Genomic DNA, 21,891 nt, shown 5'->3' on the forward strand with positions numbered 1-21,891 from the left:
GTCTGCTCTGTGATGGCAGAGTTCGGGCGGTTGATTGCGCTGGCGCCGGACGGGCCTCTCGGGCCGATCAACGCCTTGGTTCGGCAGACGTGCGCGTCGGTGTTGCGACTGCCGCCGCTGCCTGCGCCGGTGCCGGCGGGTTCGGATGCGGCGGTGGTCGACTTCGCGGAGCAATTCAGCGTCGACGTGTCGCAGATAAGCGACGCGCAGCGGGAGGACCTGACAACGCGGCTCGGGCGCAACGCTTTTGGTGCAGTGGTGTTGATGTATGTCGCGGACTTCGCGCCTCGGGTACTGGCGGGTCTGCGGTCCCTCGGCGTTGACGATGCGCTTCCCGTTCTTCCTTGGGACGCTGCGACGGATCCGGCTGACGCAGTGTTCAACCGTTTCTTACCGGCGGTAGCACGGCTGACTGCGCTCGATCCCGTGACGTCGGAAGTTGTCCGCTTGCGCGGCGCCGCGGCGCACCGTTGCCGGCTGTGCAACTCGCTGCGGGAGGCGACGGCGTTGGAAGCCGGCGGATCGGAGGACCTGTATGGCGACATCGAGCTTTACGAGGCCTCCGCGCGACTGAGTGATGCGCAGAAGGCTGCGCTTCGGTATGTCGACGCGCTGATCTGGTCGCCGTGGAATATCCCACAATCTGTCGCTCAAGGGGTGCTCGAGCATTTCTCGGAGGCTGAGGCGGTAGAGCTGACGTTCGACGTTATGCGCAACGCCAGCAACAAGATCGCGGTTGCGATGGCGGCCGATGCGCCGCGGGTAGCAGAAGGCACAGAGCAGTATCGAATACTGGGAGACGGCCGGACGCAGTTCGCGTGAGCCCGTGCCTACGATGGTGCCGGATCACCGGGGCGGTAGCTCAGTTGGTTAGAGCCGCGGACTCATAATCCGTTGGTCGCGGGTTCGAGCCCCGCCCGCCCCACGACCCGAATTGCAGAACGCCGCTATACGCGGCTGCGACGTGCGATCGCGCTAGCTCAGCGGCCAAATCTCACGTGAAGTGCTTCCGCGAACGTGAACTGACGGACCCCGTCGTCGGCGTGTCGTCGCACTGGGGTCACGTTCGGCGCGGCATGCGGCGCCGGCCGAGCCGATGCTCCGGCCCAGCAAGTGGGGTAGCTACTTCGGCTGAGCGTTGACACCTTGTCGCAGAGAACGTTCCGTGTGCGCCGTTAAGTACTCCCCGACCGGGATCGGTGAGGTCGCCGAATAACCAGCGGGCAGTAGTACGTCGCCGGCGCTGGTGTTGTAGTAAACGTCCCATCGGTGATAGCCGGCGAACGCGCTCGGGTCGGCTGCTAGCACCTCTGCGTAATCGTCGACCGCGCGCACATACTGATGCGAGTTGTTGTATCGGTACAGCGCCGCATCCCGGTCGTCAGCGAAATCGTGCGCGGCGAGGAAGCGCCCGGCCGCGATGATGCTGTCATGCGGCGAGAGGATGTCGCCGCCATCGCCATAGACGGCGAACGTCGATGGCATGAACTGCATGGGACCTTGCGCACCGGCGGTGCTGATTCCGGCCACTCGACCGAAGGCCGTCTCGATTAGGTGGATGGCCGCCAGGTAGTTCCAGCCCACGCCCGTGGCTCTCTGCGCGTCGCGGTAGTAGCCGAGCAGCTCATCGGCCGGGGTCGGCGGGTCGATGCGCCATGCGGGCAGCGTGTCTTTCGGCTGGCTCATCGCACTGAGTTGCCTTCGCGCGTCGACGTTGCGGTCGTAGCTCTCCCGAAGCGCGTCCGGAATCCTACTGTGCACCAATGCATCCCACTCGGGATGACGGCCGAGAAGCCGGTAGGCCACTTGCTGCCGGCGCGCTGCAGCCGTCATCGTGGTCTCGGGCGAAGAGGGGTTGCGAAGCACCTGCTCGTCGGCCACAAGATCATCCGCTATCTGCGCGGGCTCCGATGACATCATCGGCACACGGTCGGCGGCCGGCGCCGGCGCAGCCACCGACGTGGTCGCTCTGGTGCCTTTCGTGTTCAAGGCAGACGGTGTGGCGGTGTCGCCGTCGGAGCAGCCGACCAGAGCAAGCATGGCGATCACGAGAAGCGCTGCGGTGTGCCGGATCGCGCGCTTACGGCTCATTGTCGCCACTTCCCGGCCTCCTGAAGTGGTCTACGGTTGGGACCACTTCGCGTGCCGCGAGTGTCTCGTATCAGGTCGTGACTCATCAGCCGAACCGACATGGCTTTCACCAATCATTCGTCTTCGTGCGGCCACAACAATGACTGCGTGACGGTGGTGCCGTCGAAGCGGATTTCGTGGGCTGGTTGGCGCAGCGGCTCGATGGTGTTGTCTGGGTGGACGACGACTCCGCCTCCGGCGGGAATTCCCAGCCCGGTGACCGTCCCCTCCAGCGATCGAACCGCGCGCGACAGTCGCGCCCAATCGTCTCGCTCGTCGTGCGTGTCGATGATCAGCGGCACGAGCTTGAGCATTTCCATGAGCTCAGTCGTGCCCGACTCTGTGTTCCCGATGATCCCGTAGCGCCCGAGGTGGATTGCCCCGGCCGAAATACCTACGAGCACAGCCCCTTTCGAGTATCGACCGACAATCACGTCTTTCATGCCGGTTCTCTCGAAGATGTTCCAACCCACGCGCACATCGCCGCCCGCGAGCACCACGAGGTGCGCCCTCTCCAAGTAGGCGCGGTCGTTCGGGCCGAACGATGAATGAATCATGCGGCGCTGGCCGACTCCAATTGCGTCCATCGCGGCCTCGAAGATCTCGTAGAACTCGAGGCGATCCCCGTTGGAGGCACCGATATACGCGGCGCTTACTGGTGTGTCCCCGGTCAGGCCCTCGACGGCTGCCTCGAGGAGCAAGCGATCGTGCCTCTTCCAAAACAACAGCTGGCTGTCAGCCAGTAGGTAGAGCGGTTGAAACTGCGCCGTCGACCGAGTCACCGTCCCTTGTCCGTCGGTGGCCGACATGCTCCCACCCTAACGTCGAACGGGCGCATGGGTACCACTGCAAATACCGAAGTGTGTCACCGAAGCGGGGTTGGGTAAGCCACCATTTCAACGGTGCGGAAGCGCACCAATCAGTCAACTGTGTAGATGGAGCCGCTCGCCATGCGCTCCGAAGATCATCAGGGCCTCGACTGGTCCGTCGATGGCGCCGAACCAGTGCGGCGTCCATGTGCTGAATTCGACGGCCTCGCCGGGTGTGATGTTGAAGTCACGTTCGCCGAGGATCAGTCGCAGCCGTCCGGTTAGCACGAAAATCCATTCCTGGCCTTGATGCACGGGTAATTGTTCGGGTGGTTTACGCCTCCGCATGCTTACGCGAACTTTGAACACCTGTAGACCGCCGGCAGCACCGCTGCGGGTCAACGGCCAGTAGGTGATGCCATGGCGCGTATGCGAGCTCGCGCGCACTCGTGGATCGGGGACCTCGGGTTCACGCAGCAGCTCATCGGTGCTGACCGACAGTGCCTCGGCCAGCCTGGGTAGATGGTCCAGCGCGAGGCGTCGCTTGCCCGATTCCAGCCGACTCAACGTCGAGATGTCGATGTTGGCGCGGGCGGAGACCTCTTCTAAGGTCATGCCCTGCTGGACGCGGAGTTCACGCAGCCGTTTTCTAACCAAGGCGTCGACGTCAGTTGCGTTCTTTGCCTGCATAGCAAAAGAGTTTGGCAATAGATAGTGACACAGGCAAGCTCGGGTCATGGACAACGTTTGGGATTGCGTCATCGTCGGCGGCGGTGCGGCCGGACTCAGCGCGGGCCTGGTGCTTGGCCGGGCCCGTCGCCGCACGCTGGTAGTCGACGCTGGCGAACAAAGCAATTTGGCCGCGCACGGCATCGGTGGTCTGCTTGGCCATGACGGCCGGTCACCAGCTGAGTTCTACGCCGCCGGCGTGCGCGAAATCGCGTCATATCCATGCGTCGAACACCGCACCGGTGAGGTCGTCGCCGGCGCACGCACCGGTGATGTCTTCGAGCTGATGTTGGCCGACGGCCGGCGCGAGCGGACCCGACGCGTGTTGCTGGCCACCGGAATGGAATACCGGCCGCCGTCCATCCGGGGGCTAGCGCCGCTGTGGGGTGCGTCGGTTTTTCACTGCCCGTACTGCCACGGATGGGAAGTGCGCGATCAGCCGTTGGCTGTACTGGCGCGTGGCAAGCAGGCTGTCCACGCGTCGTTACTGCTGCGCGGATGGAGCGATGACATCATCCTGCTGAGTGATGGGCCAGCCGATCTGGAAGACGACGATCTTGCGCGGCTGGCCGCCGCTGGTGTTGGCGTCGACGAGCGGCAAGTGACCGAAATCCTCAGTGCCGACGGGCAATTGGTCGCGATCCTATTTGCCAATGGCCAGCCGCTGAAACGTCGCGGATTGATGGTGGCCGTAACGTTGCACCAACGGTCTTCGCTGGCAGAGCAACTCGGTGTCGAGTTCGGCGAACCGACGCCGCTCACCGCGCAGCGAATCAGCGTCGATGCTCTGTGCCGCACTTCGGCACCAGGTGTCTTTGCCGCGGGCGACCTTACCGCCCAGGTGCCCCAGGTGGCCGCCGCGGTCGCATCCGGATCGCTGGCGGGTGCGGTGGTGGTGCAAAGCCTGTTGGCCGACGATGTCGGGCTGCCCATGCCCGGAGTGGAGTCATCATGACAACCCTTGATGCGAAACAATTTTGGGAGCAGCACTATGGCGCGCGGGACCGCGTCTGGAGCGGACGGGTCAACCCTTGGCTGGTCGAAGTGGTCGAACCGCTACGACCTGGCCATGCGCTCGACCTCGGCTGTGGAGAAGGCGCCGACGCCATATGGCTCGCCCATCGAGGCTGGCGTGTCGTTGCCGTCGATGTCTCGCATACCGCGCTGGAACGAGCCGCCACCGACGCGATTTACCAGGGCGTGGAGCGGCGCATCGATTTTCAGCAGCACGATCTGTCCGACAGCTTCCCTGACGGCAGCTTCGACTTAGTGACAGCACTGTATCTCCAATCGCCCGTGCGGCTTGACCGTGAGCACGTACTACGCCGCGCCGCGGAAGCGGTCGTCGCGGGAGGACTGTTGCTCATCGTGGACCATGGCGCCGCGCCCTCTTGGGCGCCGACACCAACCCACGAACACCGCTTTCCCAGCGTTGACGAGGTGCTGGCCTCACTGGCCCTCAACCCCAACACGTGGGAGCGGCTGCGGGCTGAATCTGTTTCGCGGTCGGCGGTAGGACCTAAGGGCCAGACCGGCACAATGACAGACAACGTAATCCTGTTGCGACGGGTGCCAGAATGCAGCAGCAAAACCGTGAAAGCCTGACCGCATATGTCGGCTTCAGCCGCACAGTCCCTCAGCGCCATAGCCAAAGCGTTGCGCGCGGCTGTACGGAAACTGGCCGAAAAGAACTGCGTGGCTGAGGAATTCGTCGGGGTGACACCGAGTCGAAGGCGGCCGGATGAATAGCAACAAGATCCACTCCACGCTCACAGTTGTGGGTCGCGCACGCCCGCCGCAGCGCGTGTGGGCTGAACCGGTCGGTCACCGGGGCGGCCCTCCAACTGCATCAGATACTGCAACCGGCTGCGGATAGTCCCACGATGCAGTGCGCCGCCGGACTCCTCGGCGAAGAGCACTGGCGAGTCCGGGAACTTCGGACGGACATCGGACAAGAACCAGCGCAGCACCAAGTCGAAACCGCCCAGCACATCGCGGCCGCGGGGCTGGCTCAGACCCGCGCCCGCAGCGGCGACACCACCACAGAAAGCTCCACACCGTAGCGCAGACGCCTTCAGGAGGCTTCACGGCGCGACCCCGTGCCCGTTTCTGGGTGCCACAGTGGTCAGGTGAGCAACGAACAACACCGGTGGAACCACAACACCCACTACTACGACATCGTTCTCGACACCGTGCCACCAAGCGCGCGCACCGCTCTGGACGTCGGCACCGGCGACGGCCTGCTGGCAATTCGGCTCGCCGAAAAGATTCCCGAAGTCACCGCCATAGACTCCGACGCCGACATCATCAACCTCGCTCGATCCAGCACCTCGGCCACTATCACCTGGATCGTCGGCGACGTGCTCACCCATGCCCTGCCCGAGGCGCACTACGACCTTGTGGCTGCCGTCGCGACCGTCCATCACTTCCCCGATCTGACGGCTGGCCTGCAGCGCCTCGCGGACCTCACCGCCCCCGGCGGCACCCTGGTTGTGATCGGCTGCGCCCGCAGCTCGACCCTGCCTGACTACGCCTTCGATGCCGGAGGGGTCGTGCAGCACCAGATCTACTCCCGCACCCGCGGCTTCTGGCAGCACAACGCCCCCGTCCAGATGCAGTTCCCGCACACCTACATCGAGGTCAAGCAGACCGCCGCGACGGTGCTCCCGGGCATGACGTGGCGCCGGCTCCCACTATGGCGATACGCCATCGCCTGGCACAAGACGAAGTAGCAACACACAAAATCAGGCGCGTGATGAACTCGAACGCCAACTCGACGGAATGCATCGCGACGAGCGCGCAGAGCAGTGGAGAAAGGCTTTGGCGCGCCACGGGTATGACGAGTAGGCGCAGCCAAAGGCGCCAAGCGCCGTCAAGCGTGTTCGCTGATCCATTCGGTGGTGAAGCGCTGAATGAGTGAAAACTGTTTGGTCAACTGTCGGCCGATGAAGGTTTCGACCTTGCCGCCGACCAGCGGGACATTGAACTCCACGGTGGCCTTACAACTCAGCCGCGAGCCGTTGGGTGTTGGCGACAGGAGCGCAGTGCCGGAACCGGATCCCGGCGCTCCGTGCGTTGCGATGCTCACCTCGCCGTGTACGACGCCGTCGCGGACCGGGCTCCACGTCTCTTCCTGTACGACGCGCCATTCACTGGGATAGAACTTCGCGACGAGTTTAGGAATCCCCTCGTGGTGTGCGTCCTGAACGATGACCACGTTGACACCAACGTCGTCGTCAACCTTCAACGACTCCAGCCTGCTGCGACCGCCGAACGCCTCGATCCGCGCCCGCCAATACTCCTCCTCGCAGAAGGCTGAATGGATCTGTTCGACGCTGGCCGGAGACTCGATCGCGAAGTCGAATGACCGTGGCATACCGGCCACGCTATCGCTTGTCAGCCCTGCGGCGTGATCAAAGTCTGAACGCGGCCACCGCCGGCGAAACGAGGCCTATGCTGAGTCGACCGAAAGCCTGCACCGTCGAGGGCCGGTGAGGAAGGGGCAGAGTTCTGACAAGTTCTGAAGCCCCGGGGCCGATCGACCCCGTCGACGATCACGGCGACAAGGTGGACTTTACGTGGGTCCAATGGGGATCGGTGGAATGGACGATGCTCTGCATGCTCTACCTGCGTGCGTGCGAAAGCCGTTTGGAGCGGCCAATTCTCGGCGATCACTTCGCCGCACGAGACGTCGCGCGTATCGACTACGACTTCGAGCGTATCCATCGAGCCGTCCGTCCGACGAGTAATCAATTCGGCGTGGCGTTGCGTGGCGCGCAATTGGATGCCTGGACCACCGACTACCTGAACCACCATCGCGATGCCGTGGTTCTCCATCTCGGGTGTGGTTTGCACAGTCGCGCATTTCGACTCGCAATACCCGAAGGTGTGCGGTGGTTCGACGTCGACCTGCCGCAAGTGATTGCGATGCGTCGCCAGTTGTATTCCGAATCTGAGACTTACCGAATGATTGGGTCATCGGTGACCGATGCCGGGTGGATCGACGATTTACCGGAGGGCGGTCCGGTATTGATCGTCGCCGAAGGGCTTCTTGTCTACCTGAACCCCGACGACATCGCAGAGCTGCTCCACCGATTGGTCGACCGGTTCGACAGCGGTGAATTGCTCGCGGACCTGATGTCGAAGTGGGGTCTGCGGATGTCGAAAATTGCGCGGCCCGGAATGATCAAGTGGGGCACCCGGCACGGCGAAGAGATCACCCGTTGGGATTCTCGCCTCAAACTGGTCGATCAGGAGCCTGTTGTCGCCGGCTTCGACAAAATTCCACTCAAGCGGCAACGGTTGCTGTACCACGCCCAGTACGCGATTTCGCTGACGCGAAACCACCTACGGGTCTTCCGCTTCGCGTTCTGACCGCCGTACTCGTGGCCTCCCGGCGCGGAAAAAGACATGCCGGTTCACTTTGCCGTACTGGCGGCGCTGGGCCCGACCGATGCTGCCGCGGCCACCGATGGTCGTGTGGCGACATCTTCGCGGTACCCGGCGCGCCTGCTTAGGCGGGGTATGACGTCATGGCCCCGACAAAAAGTGTTACGGCGAAGCCGCATTCCTCTACCGACCACCGACAACTGGGCTTTGCCGGCTTCCTTTTGCCGTGCCGAATTTGGCATCGGTCGCCAGAAAACCGCGCGTCACCTGCGACGAAGCGGCCACCCGGCCCGACCCTCCGACGATGTTGTCTGACATCAAAGAGTTGTTGTTGACGCCCGCGCCAATTTCTGGAATCGCGAGACCAGCGTCCTTTAGCTGCCGTACGTTCAGATCGGTTCTGCTGATTTCGACTCACCCTCTGGACCACCAGTCGGCTCCGATCCGTTTGGCACATAATGGCAGGTTTTGCTCAACAGTGGACTTGTCGCCGTAGGCACGCAACCACCGGCGAGCTCGCTGCCGGCTGGCCGACTGTTCAGCCGGTCTCCCCGCCAAGCCGGCCTGCATCGAAGTCATCTCGATCGACGCGGCTGGCGGCTCATGCCAGAGCGGGCGCAGCGTTGCGCTTCTGACGGCGCACCGATGAGGGAAGGGACGGTCACATGGGACTGGATGACCGGGCACTTCCGCTGACGCAGCGACAACTTGACATCTGGCTCGCGCACCAGAGCGGTCACTCGAGCACAGAGTGGCAACTCGGCCTCATGGCCAAAATAGACGGTCTCGTAGACCGCGAACTGCTCGAGTGGGCAATCCGTCGCGCACTTCATGAGGCCGAACCAATCCGGGCCGCCTTCTTCGAAGCGGACGGGCAGGTCTTCCAACAGGCCATCGATTACTCGAACGTCGAACTCGCCTTCCACGACGTGCGTTTGTCGAGCGATCCCGTGCGGGAAGCTTGGCGGATAGCGTCGTCCATACAACGCATGCCGATGTCATTCAGCGGTCCACTGCTCAAATTCGCGCTGTTTCGCACGCGGGCCGACGAGTTCTATTGGTTCACCTGCTGTCACCACATCGTCATCGACGGCCTGAGCATCGCGCTCGTGGGCCGTCGCATCGCGGCGATCTACTCCGCAATCGCTTGTGGCGCAGTCATTCCGCCTGCGTTCTTCGGCTCGCTGCACGACTTTGTCACCTGCGAGCTGGAGTACGAGGGCTCCGACGACTTCCGGGCAGACCGCGCTTACTGGAGTGCCCATCTTCCGTCAGCACGTGAACCTGACTACGGGCCGCAGGGCACTCGTGAGCCGGATTCCTATTTTCCCTCTACGCCAACACCTTTGGCTCCCGCTATCGTGAACCACATCAAAGGACTGTCCAAGGAATTGGGCATCCGCCGATCGTCGGTCCTCACCGCGGCTTGCGCGCTCTTGGTAAGTGGATGCGGCGCTCGGGGGTCAGAGGTGGTGCTCGACTTCCCGGTCAGCAGACGGCTGCGCCCGGAAGCCCGAACCCTGCCCGCGATGCTCGCAGGAGTGGTTCCGCTGGTGTTGAAGACGTCGCCACGATCGCGAGTCGCTGACTTCTGTCGGCATGTAGACGCGCAGATCCGAGAAGCACTGTGCCATCAGCGTTTTCCCGTTCACACCCTCGAGGGTGAGGAAAGTGTGCCGGGTGCGGGCCAGTCGGCGCATCGAGTGGTTCTCAACTTCGTTCCGTCGCGGCTCACCCTGGATCTCGGCGGTGTTTCGGCAACCGCTACCTACACCACCTTCGGACCGGTCGACCATTTCGGGATGTTCTTCCTCGGCACCGGCGATCAACAAGCCTTCTGCACGGCGGGTGCAGGGCAACCGTTCTCGAACTTCCATCCCGCAGATCTCGCCGCACGGTTCGAGCGCATCGTGGTGAAAATGGCCGCCGATCCGACACGGCGGCTGCTTTCGATGGACATTGTCGGCGCCGACGAACACGCCGGCCTTCACCGCTGGGGCAATCGGGCGGTGTTGACGCAGCCGGCGGTGCCGGTATCGATTCCAGCTCTGTTCGCCGAGCAGGTGGCACGCGCGCCGGAGGCCGTGTCGGTGGTATGCGACGGACGTTCGCTTACCTACGGCGAGCTCGACAGAGCGTCGAATCAGTTGGCGCACATGCTGATCGACGTTGGCGCCGGGCCGGGTCAGTGTGTGACGTTGTTCTTGCCGCGGTCGGTCGAGGCGATCATCGCGATCGTCGCTGTACTCAAGACGGGCGCCGCGTATGTGCCGATCGATCCGGCGTATCCGGACGCGCGTATCGCCCTCATGGTCGACGATGCCGCGCCGATCGCCGCGATCACCACCGGCGAGCTGGCCAAGCGACTCTGGGAACATCGGGATCTCACGATCGTCGAAGTCAGTGACCCCCGGATCGGTACGTATCCGGTGAGCGGATTGCCGGCCCCGAGGGCCGACGACGTGGCATACGTCATCTACACCTCGGGTACCACCGGTGTGCCCAAAGGTGTTGCGGTCACGCATCACAACGTCACTCAACTGCTCGGTCAGCCGGATCGGCACCTGCCCACGGAGGCGTGGGCGCAGTGGCATTCCTTCGCCTTCGACGCCTCGGTCGAAGAGATCTGGGGTGCACTGCTGCATGGCGGCCGGCTGGTCGTGGTGCCCGAAAAGGTGGCGGGCTCACCAGCAGACCTGCAAGCCCTGCTCGTCGCAGAACACGTCACCGTGCTCAGCCAAACTCCGTCAGCGGTGGGGATGCTTTCCCCGGACGCGCTGGAGTCCGTGGCCTTGCTGGTGGCCGGTGAGCCCTGTCCCGCCGATGTGGTGGATCGATGGGCGCCGGGTCGGGTGATGATCAACGGCTACGGGCCGACGGAGACCACCGTTTGCGCCTCCCGAACGGGCGCTCTGACAGCCGGTTTCGGGACGCCGCCGATCGGCGTGCCCGTGCCAGGGGCCGCGCTGTTCGCGTTGGATGCCTGGTTGCGGTCGGTGCCGGCAGGCGTCATCGGTGAGCTGTATGTCGCCGGTCGGGGTGTCGGCCTCGGGTATATGCATCGGCCGGGGCTGACGGCATCCCGATTCGTGCCGTGCCCTTTCGGCGTTCGGGGCTCGCGGATGTATCGGACGGGCGATCTGGTTCGGTGGGCCACTGACGGTCAGCTGCACTACCTCGGCCGTGTCGACGAGCAGGTCAAGATTCGCGGCTATCGCATCGAGTTGAGTGATGTGCGCGAAGCATTGGCCGGCATCGATGGCGTCGAGCATGCGGCGGTGGTTGTCCGCGAAGATCGTTCCGGCGACAAACGGTTGGTGGGTTACGTCGTCGGCGGTGTCGATCCGGTCGACGCCCGCGCCGCATTGGGGGAGCGGTTACCGGCTCACATGGTGCCCGCCGCGGTGGTGAGCGTCGACGCCTTGCCGCTGACAGTCAACGGGAAGCTCGACGTTCGCGCGTTGCCCGCACCGGAATACCTCGGCGCCAACGGCTTTCGTGCTCCGTCGACCGCGGTAGAAGAAATCCTGGCCAGGATCTACGCGCACGTGCTCGGCGTGTACCGCGTCGGCGCGGACGACTCGTTCTTCGACCTGGGCGGAGACAGCGTCTCGGCGATGCGGCTGGTAGCTGCAGTCAACGCATCGATCAACGCCGGCATCGGGGTGCGCGCGGTATTCGATGCGCCGACCATCGCCCAACTTGCGGCTCGGGTCGGGATGGACTCGGCGGCGTTGGCGCCGTTGGTAGCGGGGGAGCGGCCCGCAGTCTTGCCGCTTTCGTTCGGGCAGGCCCGGTTGTGGTTCGTCGACCAATTACAGGGTCCTTCACCGGTCTACAACATGGCGGTGGCGCTGCGACTGAACGGCCGCCTGGACGTGGATGCGTTGCGGATGGCGTTGGCCGATGTGGTCGCCCGCCACGAGTCGCTTCGCACCATATTCGTAGCCCACGATGGGGTGCCTGAGCAGGTGGTGCTGCCGCCCGAGCGCGCCGACGTCGGTTGGGCTCTGGTGGACGCCAGCGCGTGGTCGGGTGCTCAGCTGACCGAGGCCCTCGAGGCCGCCGCGAGTTACAGCTTCGACCTGGCAGCAGAACTTCCCTTGCGTGCGAAGCTTTTCCGGCTCACAGAGGACGAGCATGTGTTGGCGGGAGTGGTCCACCACATCGCGGCGGACGGGTGGTCGGTGGGACCGCTGGTGGCGGATCTGAACCAGGCCTATGTCAGCCGATGTGCAGGCCAAGCTCCCGATTGGGCGCCGCTGCCGGTGCAGTACGCCGATTACACGCTGTGGCAGCGCGCCCAGTTCGGTGTCCTGGACGACCCTGGTAGCCCGATCGCCGCGCAGTTGTCATATTGGGAACAGGCACTGGCGAATCTGCCGGAGCGCCTGGCCTTGCCGACCGATCGGCCTTATCCAGTGGTGGCGGATCTGCGCGGCGCCAAGGTGGTCATCGACTGGCCGGTCGAGGTACAGCAGCAGGTCCGTGCGCTGGCCGCCCAGCATGACGCGACCAGTTTCATGGTGATGCAAGCGGCGTTGGCGGTGCTGTTGTCGCGGCTGAGCGCCAGTTGTGACGTGCCGGTGGGCTTTCCGATTGCCGGACGCCGCGATGCAGCGCTGGAGGGATTGGTGGGGTTTTTCGTCAACACGTTGGTGTTGCGGGTCGACGTGTCCGGCAATCCGACCGCCGCCGAATTGCTGGCGCAGGTGCGCCGACGCAGCCTCGCGGCCTTCGAACATCAGGACGTGCCCTTCGAGGTGCTGGTGGAGCAACTCAACCCGACGCGCAGTCTCGCCCATCATCCGCTGGTGCAGGTGATGCTGGCCTGGCAGAACTTGCCGGGCAACACGGGCGATCCGGTCAGCGGACTGAGCCTGGGTGATTTGGAAGTGACTCAGGTGCCCGTCGAAACACATTCGGCCAGAGTCGATATCGCATTGTGGCTGTCCGAGCGTTTCACCGGTGAGGGGCAGCCGGCCGGCATCGGTGGCGCGGTGGAGTTCCGCACCGATGTGTTCGACTCGGCCAGCATCGAGGCGCTGATCGAGAGGCTGCGGCGGGTGCTTGCCGCGATGACCGCGGACCCCGCAGTCAGGTTGTCGGCCATCGATGTCGTCGATGCCACTGAGCACGGCTGGCTGGCTGACAACGGCAACTGGGCGGTGCTGACCCGACCTGTGACCGCGGCAGTGTCGTTGCCGGCGCTGTTCGCCGCACAGGCAACCTGCGCTCCCGATGCGGTAGCCATCAGCTGCGGTGGCCGCCAGATGAGCTATCGCGAGCTCGATGAAGCGTCGAACCGGTTGGCGCGTCTCCTGACCGATCAGGGCGCAGGCCCGGGAGGCGTTGTGGCGCTGCTTTTCTCGCGATGCGCTGACGCGGTGGTCGCGATGTTGGCGGTGCTCAAGGCGGGTGCGGCGTATCTGGCGATCGACTCCGCACTGCCTGCGGCACGGGTGGAATTCATGCTCACCGACGCTGCGCCGGTCGCGGCGGTCAGCACCGCGAGACTGCGGTCGCGGTTGGCGGGATACGACGGGCCGGTCGTCGACATCGACGACCCTCGCCTTCCTGAGCTGCCCAGCACCGGCTTGCCGATGCCCAGCACTGACGGGTGGGCGTATGTGATCTACACGTCCGGCACCACCGGGGCGCCGAAGGCGGTGGCCGTGACCCACCCGAACCTGGCGCACCTGGCGGCCTCGACTCCGCGGCATTTGCCGCCGAAACAGGTTTGGACGCAATGTCATTCGTACGCGTTCGACTTTTCTGTGTGGGAAATCTGGGCTGCGCTGCTGGGCGGGGGTCGCCTGGTCGTCGTCCCCGAAGAGGTGGCCAGCTCCCCGGAGGCGTTCCACGCCATGATCGTCGACGAAGACGTCACAGTGTTGACGCAGACTCCGTCGGCGATCAGCGCGTTGCCGCCGCAGGGGCTGGAGTCGGTGGCCGTGTTGCTCGGCGGGGAGGCGTGCCCGAGCGAGGTGGTGGATTGCTGGGCACGAGGACGGGTGGTGATCAACGCCTACGGCCCGACCGAGGCCACGGTGTATGCGTCGATGACCCCGCCGCTGGGACTGAATCTGGACGTCGTGCCGATCGGTGCGCCAGTGCCCACTGCGGCGGTGTTCGTGCTCGACGCGTGGCTTCAGCTCGTCCCGCCCGGAGTGATCGGGGAATTGTATGTGGCCGGGGCAGGCGTCGCCGACGGCTACGTAGGCCGCACCGGGTTGACCGGATCCCGTTTCGTGGCATGCCCGTTCGGCCTTGCGGGGTCCCGGATGTATCGCACCGGCGATCTCGTGCGGTGGGGTGCCGATGGGCAGTTGCAGTACCTCGGCCGGGCTGACGAGCAAGTCAAGATCCGCGGCTATCGCATCGAGTTGAGCGAAATCCAATCCGTCCTGGGTGATCTCGACGGGGTGAGCCAAGCCGTCGTCACAGCCCGTGAAGATCGGCCCGGTGACAAGCGGCTCGTCGCCTACTTCACCGGTTCGGCCGACCCGGCCGAGGTGCGTGCGCTACTGGCGCAGCGCCTGCCGGGTTATATGGTGCCCGCCGCAGTCATCGCGCTGAAGGCGCTGCCGTTGACGGTCAACGGCAAACTCGACGTTCGCGCTCTGCCGGCGCCGGACTACGGTGACATCGAGCGCTACCGCGCCCCCAGCGATGCGGTCGAGGAAATCTTGGCCGGCATCTTCGCGCAAGTGCTCGGTCTGGAGCGGGTTGGCGTCGACGAGTCGTTCTTCGATTTGGGCGGCGACAGCATCTTGTCGATGCAAGTGGTGGCCCGTGCGCGGGCGGCGGGCCTGGCCTGCCAGCCGCGCGACATCTTCGTCGAGCAGAGCGTGGCACGGCTGGCGCGGGTGGTCGGTGTCGTCGACGACACGTGGCCGGCCGACGAAGGCGTCGGACCGGTCGCGCTCACTCCGATCATGGCCTGGCTGCAGGACGTCGGCGGTCGGGTCGACCAGTTCAACCAGACCATGGTGCTCGACGCCCCGCCCGGAGTCACGGGTGCCGATGTGGTGGCGGTACTGCAGGCGCTGCTGGATCGGCACGCCATGTTGCGCCTGCGGGTCGACGACGACGGGACTAGCGGCTGGATGCTGAGCGCGCAGCCGGCCGGATCAGTCGACGCGCACGAGTGCCTGCACACCGTCGACGTGGTCACCGACGAGGCGGTGGCAGCGGCCCGTGCCCGGTTGAACCCTGCCGCCGGGCGAATGGTCAGCGCACTGTGGGCGACGAGGACCGGCGAGTTGGTGATGGTCATCCACCATCTCGCCGTCGACGCGGTGTCGTGGCGAATCCTGTTGGAAGACATCAACATTGCGTGGGCCCAGCACCGCAGCGGCCAACGCGTGACCCTGCGCGCCGTCGGCACCTCGTTCGCCCGGTGGTCGGCTCTGCTTGCCGAACGCGCCCACCACCCCGACGTGGCCGCCCAGGCCGACGCGTGGCAGAACGTCGAAAACACACCGACGCTTCCGCTGCCGAACCCGACCGTCGACACGTACGCCAGCGCCGGGCATCTGTCGGTGTCGCTGGACGCCGACACCGCCGGGGCCCTGCTCGCCGACGTGCCAGCTGCGTTTCACGTTGCGCTGCAGGAAGTTCTGCTGATCGCGCTCGGGTTGGCTCTGGCGGAATTCTGCGGTACGTCCGCGCCGATCGCCGTCGAGGTGGAGGGCCACGGCCGCGCCGACGGACTGGCTGCCGATGTGGATCTGTCGCGCACCGTCGGCTGGTTCACCACGAAACACCCCGTCGCGCTGGCGGTGGGCGGGCTGTCATGGGCACAGGTGACCGCCGGCGATGCGGCGCTGGGGGCAATCATCAAGACGGCCAAAGAACGGCTGCGCGCGCTGCCCGACCCGCTGACCTATGGGCTACTGCGCTACCTCAGCCCTTCTGTCGACATCACGGGGCCGGATCCACTGGTCGCGTTCAACTTCCTGGGACGTCTCAGCGCGGGTCAGATGTCCGAGGACATGTGGCAGATCAGCGCCGACGGCCTGTCGGTGACGACGACGGCAGCGCGGGTGGACATGCCGCTGACGCATGCCGTGGAGCTGACCGCCGGCGCCGTCGACAGCCCTGACGGCCTCCTCGTGCAGGCCACCTGGACATGGGCGCCGTCGGTGCTCGATCGTGACGGGATAGTCCGCCTGAGCCGGCTGTGGAGCGAAGCGCTGGCCGGCATATGCGCCCATGTGCGTTGCGGCGGAGGCGGATTGACCCCGTCGGACATCGCCCCGGCCCGGCTGAGCCAGTCCCAGATCGACGACCTCGAACGGCGGAATCGGGTGGCCGACATCTTGCCGTTGACGCCGCTTCAGCAGGGCCTGCTGTTCCACGCCGGCACCACGGACCGCCACGGCGGCGACACATATGCGATGCAACTCGACATCGCGGTGTCGGGCCCTCTCGACGCCGAGCGGCTGCGGCAGGCCGTGCACACCGTTGTTCGCCGCCATCCCAATCTGGCGGCGGGGTTCTGCTCCGAGTTCAACGAGCCGGTGCAGATGATTCCCGCCGATCCCACAGCCGCCTGGCGGTACGAGCAACTCGGCAGCGAAGAACAGATCCAGGCGATGTGCAACGAGGAACGGGCCGCGGTGTGCGACCTGGCGACCGCGCCGGTATTCCGGGCCGCGTTGATTCGCACCGGTGCGGACCGGCATCGGTTCGTGCTGACCAATCACCACATTGTGCTCGACGGCTGGTCGCTTCCCATCCTGTTGAGCGAGATCTTCGCTGCCTACTACGGACAGCGGCTGACCCCGGCGGTGCCGTACCGGCGGTTCGTGACCTGGCTCGCCGGCCGCGATCACGATGCGGCGCTCGCGGCGTGGGCGCATGCGCTCGTCGGGTTTGACACCCCCACCCTGGTCGGTGCCCCCGGCCTCGGAGTCCCGGGCCGTCGAGGTGTGCACACCAGTGAATTGTCGGAAGAGGCCACTGCGGCGCTGAGCGAATTGGCTCGCGCACAGCACACCACCGTGAACACGGTGTTGCAGGCCGGCTGGGCGCAGATGCTGGCGGTATTGACCGGCACACACGATGTGGTGTTCGGCACCGCGGTGTCGGGCAGGCCGGCCGACGCGGCGGGCGCGGAGTCGATGGTGGGCCTGTTGATCAACACCGTGCCAGTACGCGCACAGCTCAGCGCAGACATCACGACCGCCGAATTGCTGGAGCAACTAACGCAATTCGCGGCCGACACCCTGGAGCATCAGCATCTGGCGCTGCCGCAGATCCACCGCCTCACCGGCCACGACCAGTTGTTCGACACGCTGTTCGTGTTCGAGAACTATCCCGTCGACACCGCCGCATTGAGCGGCGTGGACGGGCTGACCGTCACCGGATTCGAGGGTCGCGAGTCCACCCACTACCCACTCACGTTGCAGGCCCGGCCCGGCCCGCAGTTGACCCTGCGCCTCGAGTACGACGCCGAGCTGTTCGACGTTGGCATGATCACCGCACTCGTCACTCGACTCCGGACCACGCTGAGCGCGATGGCCGCCGATCCCGCTCGGCGACTTTCGGCCATCGATCCACTCGACCACGAACAACACCAGCGCCTCGACGACTGGGGCCACCGTGCGGTCTTGACGCAGCCGGCCGCACCCGCCTCGATCCCAGCGCTGTTCGCCGCACAAGTGCGACGGTTCCCGCGAGCGGCGGCGGTGGTGTGCGATGGCCATTCGCTGTCCTACCAAGAACTGGATGAAGTGTCGAACCGGCTGGCGCACTTGTTGATCGAGTACGGGGCCGGGCCCGCCGAATTCATTGCGCTGCTGATGCCGCGGTCGGCGGAGGCGATCGTGGCGATTCTGGCGGTGATCAAGACCGGAGCGGCGTATCTGCCCGTCGACCCCGCCATGCCGGATTCGCGGTTGCATTTCATGATCGACGACTCCACACCGGTCATTGCGCTGACCACATCCGAGATGCGGTCGCGGATCGAGGGCTGCCGGGAGATGACGGTCATCACTGTCGACGACCCCCGCATTTGGATCTATCCCGCGACCGCCCTGCCGGAGCCGGCGCCCGATGACGTCGCCCACGTCATCTACACCTCGGGCACCACCGGCACCCCGAAAGGTGTTGCGGTCACGCACCACAACGTCACCCGCTTGTTCGCCGGCCTTGATGTCGGGGTCGGCATGGGACCCGGACAAACGTGGACGCAGTGTCATTCGCTGGCGTTCGACTACTCGGTGTGGGAGATGTGGGCACCGCTGCTGCACGGCGGACGGCTGCTCGTCGTGCCGGACGCTGTGGTGGCCTCGCCAAAACACTTGCACGCGTTACTTACCGACGAACACGTGACCGTGTTCAGCCAAACGCCGTCGGCGGTGGCCGCTCTGACTCCACAGGGTCTGGAGGCCGTCGCGTTGGTGATCGCCGCCGAACCGTGCCCTGCCGAGGTGGTGGAGCGGTGGGCGGCGGGCCGGGTGATGATCAACGGCTACGGACCCACCGAAACCACCGTATATGCCAGCATCAGCGCTCCTCTGACTCCCGAATCCCAAGTGCCAATTGGCATCCCGGTACCGGGGGCCGCATTGTTCGTGCTGGATCCGTGGCTGCGCCCGGTACCGGCTGGACTGGTCGGCGAGCTGTATGTGGCCGGACACGGCGTCGGAGTGGGCTACGTGCGCCGCGCCGCCCTGACCGCTTCGCGGTTCGTGTCATGCCCCTACGGGCCGGCGGGGTCGCGGATGTATCGCAGCGGGGATCTAGTGCGTTGGGGCACCGACGGGCAACTGCACTACCTCGGCCGCGCCGACGAGCAAGTCAAAATTCGCGGATATCGCATTGAATTGGGCGACGTGCGCGCCGCATTGGCCGCCGTAACCGGTGTGGAGCACGCCGTCGTGATCGTGCGTGAAGACGGACCCGGAGGCAAACGCCTGGTCGGCTACATCACGGGCACCGCCGACCCCGCTGAGGTCCGCGCCGAGCTCGCCGAAAAGTTGCCGGGCTACATGATTCCCGTTGCCATCATGGCCATCGATGCGCTGCCGCTGACCGTCAACGGCAAACTCGACGTTCGCGGGCTGCCCGCCCCCGACTACCACCACGGCGAGCACTACCGCGCGCCTGTCACCGCTGTCGAGGAAATCCTCGCCGGCATCTACACGCAAGTACTGGGAGTCGGGCGCGTCGGCATCGCCGACTCTTTCTTCGACCTCGGCGGCGACTCCCTTTCCGCCATGCGCACTATCGCCGCGATCAACACCACCCTCGGCGCCGACCTGAGTATCCGCACGCTGTTCGACACGCCCACCATCGCCGAGCTCGCCCCGCACGTCAGCAGCGAACACAAACTGCGCCAACCGCTTCGCGCCGTCCCACGCCCCGAAGTCATTCCGCTTTCATACGCTCAGAACCGCCTCTGGTTCCTCGACCAGTTGCAGGGGCCGTCGCCGGTGTACAACATGGCGGTGGCGTTGCGGCTGCGCGGGCATCTTGACGTGGATGCGTTGCGAGCGGCACTGGGTGACGTGGTGGCTCGCCACGAGAGCCTGCGCACCCTGTACGTGGCGGCTGATGGCATTCCTCAGCAGCTGGTGCTGTCACCTGACCGAGCGGACTTCGGCTGGGACGTGATCGATGTCAGCTCATGGTCGGCTGACCGGCGCTCAGAGGCCATCGACGCGGCATCTCGGCACGCGTTCGATCTTGCCGCGGAAATCCCTTTGCGTATCACGCTTTTCCACATCCGCGATGACGAGCATGTGCTGGTCGGCGTGGTGCACCACATTGCCGCCGACGGTGCATCGGTGACTCCACTGCTACGTGACCTGGACGCTGCATATCGGGCGCGCCGGCACGGCGACCAGCCCGCATGGGCGCTGCTGCCTGTCCAGTACGCCGACTACACACTGTGGCAGCGTGCGCAATTGGGCGACATCGAGGACCCGGAAAGTCCTGTCGCTTTAGAGCTTTCGTACTGGGACGACGTCCTGTGCGGTCTGCCCGAACGGTTGCAGCTGCCCACCGACCGGCCCTATCCGGCGATTGCCGATCAACGCGGAGCGGTCATACCGGTGGACTGGCCGGCCGAATTGCAGCGACGGGTGCGAGATCTGGCCGCCGAGCATCACACGACCACTTTCATGGTGATGCAGGCAGCTCTGGCGTTGTTGTTGTCGCGGGTCGGCGTTACTTCAGATGTCGCCGTTGGGTTTCCGATTGCAGGACGTGCTGATCCGGCACTCGACGAGTTGGTCGGCTTCTTCGTCAACACGTTGGTGTTGCGGGTGGATCTGGGCGGCGATCCGACCGTTGCCGAACTGTTGGGTCAGGTGCGCCGGCGCAGCCTGGGCGCATTCGAGCATCAGGACGTGCCGTTCGAGGTGCTGGTGGAGCGGCTCAACCCCACCCGGAGCTTGGCCCATCACCCACTGGTGCAGGTGGCGTTGGCGTGGCAGAACTCCAGCGGCTACGACTTCACCGATGCTGCGGTCGGCATGGCGCTCGATGATCTCGACGTCACGCAACTGCCTGTTGATACCCACACCGCTCGAATGGATTTGGTGTTCTCGCTCTCCGAGAAGTTCTCGACGGCTGATCAACCGGCCGGGATTGGTGGTGCGGTGGAGTTCCGCACCGACGTGTTCGACGCGGCCAGTGTTGAAACACTGGTCGAGCGGCTGCGGCGGGTGCTGGAGGCGATGACGGCCGACCCGACGGCGCGGATCTCGTCGATCGACATCGTTGATGCGGTCGAGCATGCGCGCCTTGACGCGCTCGGGAACCGAGCAGTGCTGGAAAGGTCTGCGCGCAACACGATCTCGATTACGGCGCTCTTCGCCCAGCACGTGGCGCAGACGCCAGACGCAGTCGCCATCAGCTTCGGTGGCCGCACGATGTCCTACCAAGAGCTCGACGAAGCGTCAAATCGTCTGGGAAACGTGCTCGTTGACGTCGGCGCCACGGCGGGCAAGTGCGTCGCGCTGCTGTTCAATCGATCGGCCGATGCGATTGTGGCAATTCTGGCGGTGCTCAAGACCGGCGCCGCGTATCTGCCCATTGACCCGTCGCTGCCGGATGCGCGACTGGCGTTCGTGCTCAACGACGCCTCGCCCGTCGCCGCGGTGACCTCCACCGGCTTGCGCTCACGGCTGGAGGGTTACGAGGCGACGATCGTCGTCGTCGACGACGCCGCGATCGGCACGCAGCCGGGGAAGCCGTTGGCGGCGGCAGCGCCGGACGACATCGCCTACGTCATCTACACCTCCGGAACCACAGGCACGCCCAAAGGCGTTGCGGTGAGCCATCACAACGTCACGCAACTTCTGGGTTCGCTGGACTCCGGTCTGCCGCGAACCGGTGTGTGGCCGCAGTGCCACACGTTGGCGTTCGACGTCTCGGTGTGGGAAATCTTCGGCGCACTTCTGCGCGGCGGTCGAGTTGTCGTCGTGCCCGAAGAGGTAACGAGTTCACCGCAAGACCTCCACGCCCTGTTGGTCAGCGAGCACGTCGACGTCCTCACTCAAACCCCATCAGCGGTATCGGCTCTGTCACCAGAAGGCTTGGACTCCGTCGCCCTGGTGGTCGTCGGGGAGGCCTGCCCCGCCGAGGTGGTGGACCAGTGGGCGTCGGGGCGGGTGGTGATCAACGCCTACGGCCCCACCGAAACCACGATGTGCGTGGCGATCAGCGCGCCGCTGACCGCAGGTGCCGGAGTGCCGATTGGTAGCCCCGTGCCCGGAGCCGCGTTGTTTGTGCTTGATGGGTGGTTACGCCGGGTTCCACTGGGGGTGGCGGGTGAGTGGGACTGCCCCCAGTTTGGTTGACTCCTGACCTGTGAGGA

11 protein-coding genes and 1 tRNA gene are annotated in these 21,891 nt (G+C 65.2%); 7 read left to right on the forward strand and 5 right to left on the reverse strand.

Going from position 1 to position 21,891, the window contains the following annotated elements:
* The first annotated feature begins 12 nt into the window (after window positions 1-12).
* A complete protein-coding gene (locus AC5Y4N_RS15360) occupies window positions 13-822 on the forward strand; it encodes a carboxymuconolactone decarboxylase family protein (RefSeq protein WP_499911082.1) in 810 nt (269 codons plus the stop codon).
* A 29-nt stretch (window positions 823-851) separates the two neighbouring features.
* A tRNA-Ile gene (locus tag AC5Y4N_RS15365) sits at window positions 852-925 on the forward strand.
* 197 nt (window positions 926-1,122) lie between these two features.
* Here the strand turns inward: AC5Y4N_RS15365 and AC5Y4N_RS15370 are convergent.
* From AC5Y4N_RS15370 to AC5Y4N_RS15380, 3 genes are all read right to left on the reverse strand, one after another.
* Window positions 1,123-2,091 carry a lytic transglycosylase domain-containing protein gene (locus tag AC5Y4N_RS15370; protein ID WP_499911079.1) on the reverse strand — a complete coding sequence of 323 codons (969 nt, stop codon included), beginning with the start codon at window positions 2,089-2,091 and terminating at the stop codon, window positions 1,123-1,125.
* A gap of 113 nt (window positions 2,092-2,204) precedes the next feature.
* Window positions 2,205-2,939, reverse strand: coding sequence for a Type 1 glutamine amidotransferase-like domain-containing protein (locus AC5Y4N_RS15375; RefSeq protein ID WP_499911076.1), 735 nt, complete (start codon window positions 2,937-2,939; stop codon window positions 2,205-2,207).
* Window positions 2,940-3,053: 114 nt separating this feature from the next.
* The gene (locus tag AC5Y4N_RS15380; RefSeq protein ID WP_499911074.1) at window positions 3,054-3,629 is read right to left on the reverse strand and encodes a helix-turn-helix domain-containing protein; all 576 of its coding nucleotides are present in this window, start codon (window positions 3,627-3,629) and stop codon (window positions 3,054-3,056) included.
* A 46-nt stretch (window positions 3,630-3,675) separates the two neighbouring features.
* Here AC5Y4N_RS15380 and AC5Y4N_RS15385 point away from each other — a divergent pair, with 46 nt between their 5' ends.
* Both AC5Y4N_RS15385 and AC5Y4N_RS15390 read left to right on the forward strand, forming a co-directional pair.
* The gene (locus AC5Y4N_RS15385; protein WP_499911072.1) at window positions 3,676-4,623 is read left to right on the forward strand and encodes an NAD(P)/FAD-dependent oxidoreductase; all 948 of its coding nucleotides are present in this window, start codon (window positions 3,676-3,678) and stop codon (window positions 4,621-4,623) included.
* The gene (locus AC5Y4N_RS15390) at window positions 4,620-5,273 is read left to right on the forward strand and encodes a class I SAM-dependent methyltransferase (RefSeq protein WP_499911068.1); all 654 of its coding nucleotides are present in this window, start codon (window positions 4,620-4,622) and stop codon (window positions 5,271-5,273) included. Before AC5Y4N_RS15385 ends, AC5Y4N_RS15390 begins: the two co-directional genes overlap by 4 nt.
* Window positions 5,274-5,437: 164 nt before the next feature.
* Here AC5Y4N_RS15390 and AC5Y4N_RS15395 read toward each other — a convergent pair whose 3' ends face one another.
* A complete protein-coding gene (locus AC5Y4N_RS15395) occupies window positions 5,438-5,659 on the reverse strand; it encodes a hypothetical protein (RefSeq protein WP_499911066.1) in 222 nt (73 codons plus the stop codon).
* A 138-nt stretch (window positions 5,660-5,797) separates the two neighbouring features.
* Here AC5Y4N_RS15395 and AC5Y4N_RS15400 point away from each other — a divergent pair, with 138 nt between their 5' ends.
* A complete protein-coding gene (locus tag AC5Y4N_RS15400) occupies window positions 5,798-6,400 on the forward strand; it encodes a class I SAM-dependent methyltransferase (RefSeq protein WP_499911063.1) in 603 nt (200 codons plus the stop codon).
* Between the two features lie 140 nt (window positions 6,401-6,540).
* Here the strand turns inward: AC5Y4N_RS15400 and AC5Y4N_RS15405 are convergent, their stop codons facing one another.
* Window positions 6,541-7,044, reverse strand: a complete 504-nt coding sequence (locus tag AC5Y4N_RS15405) for a DUF2505 domain-containing protein (RefSeq protein WP_499911061.1) — start codon at window positions 7,042-7,044, stop codon at window positions 6,541-6,543.
* 233 nt (window positions 7,045-7,277) lie between these two features.
* Between AC5Y4N_RS15405 and AC5Y4N_RS15410 the strand changes: the two genes are divergently transcribed.
* Window positions 7,278-8,042, forward strand: coding sequence for a class I SAM-dependent methyltransferase (locus AC5Y4N_RS15410; protein WP_499911255.1), 765 nt, complete (start codon window positions 7,278-7,280; stop codon window positions 8,040-8,042).
* Window positions 8,043-8,722: 680 nt separating this feature from the next.
* Window positions 8,723-21,874 (forward strand): non-ribosomal peptide synthetase, encoded by a 13,152-nt coding sequence (locus AC5Y4N_RS15415; protein ID WP_499940520.1) that lies wholly within the window; start codon window positions 8,723-8,725, stop codon window positions 21,872-21,874.
* The last annotated feature ends 17 nt before the right edge of the window (window positions 21,875-21,891 follow it).

This window comes from Mycobacterium sp. NGS19 (assembly GCF_059813155.1).

Coding starts and splice junctions, on each gene's coding strand:
- AC5Y4N_RS15375 (WP_499911076.1), bottom strand. CDS start 2,939: ATGTCGGCCACCGACGGACAAGGGACGGTGACTCGGTCGACGGCGCAG.
- AC5Y4N_RS15390 (WP_499911068.1), top strand. CDS start 4,620: ATGACAACCCTTGATGCGAAACAATTTTGGGAGCAGCACTATGGCGCG.
- AC5Y4N_RS15385 (WP_499911072.1), top strand. CDS start 3,676: ATGGACAACGTTTGGGATTGCGTCATCGTCGGCGGCGGTGCGGCCGGA.
- AC5Y4N_RS15370 (WP_499911079.1), bottom strand. CDS start 2,091: ATGAGCCGTAAGCGCGCGATCCGGCACACCGCAGCGCTTCTCGTGATC.
- AC5Y4N_RS15415 (WP_499940520.1), top strand. CDS start 8,723: ATGGGACTGGATGACCGGGCACTTCCGCTGACGCAGCGACAACTTGAC.
- AC5Y4N_RS15380 (WP_499911074.1), bottom strand. CDS start 3,629: ATGCAGGCAAAGAACGCAACTGACGTCGACGCCTTGGTTAGAAAACGG.
- AC5Y4N_RS15410 (WP_499911255.1), top strand. CDS start 7,278: ATGCTCTGCATGCTCTACCTGCGTGCGTGCGAAAGCCGTTTGGAGCGG.
- AC5Y4N_RS15360 (WP_499911082.1), top strand. CDS start 13: ATGGCAGAGTTCGGGCGGTTGATTGCGCTGGCGCCGGACGGGCCTCTC.
- AC5Y4N_RS15405 (WP_499911061.1), bottom strand. CDS start 7,044: ATGCCACGGTCATTCGACTTCGCGATCGAGTCTCCGGCCAGCGTCGAA.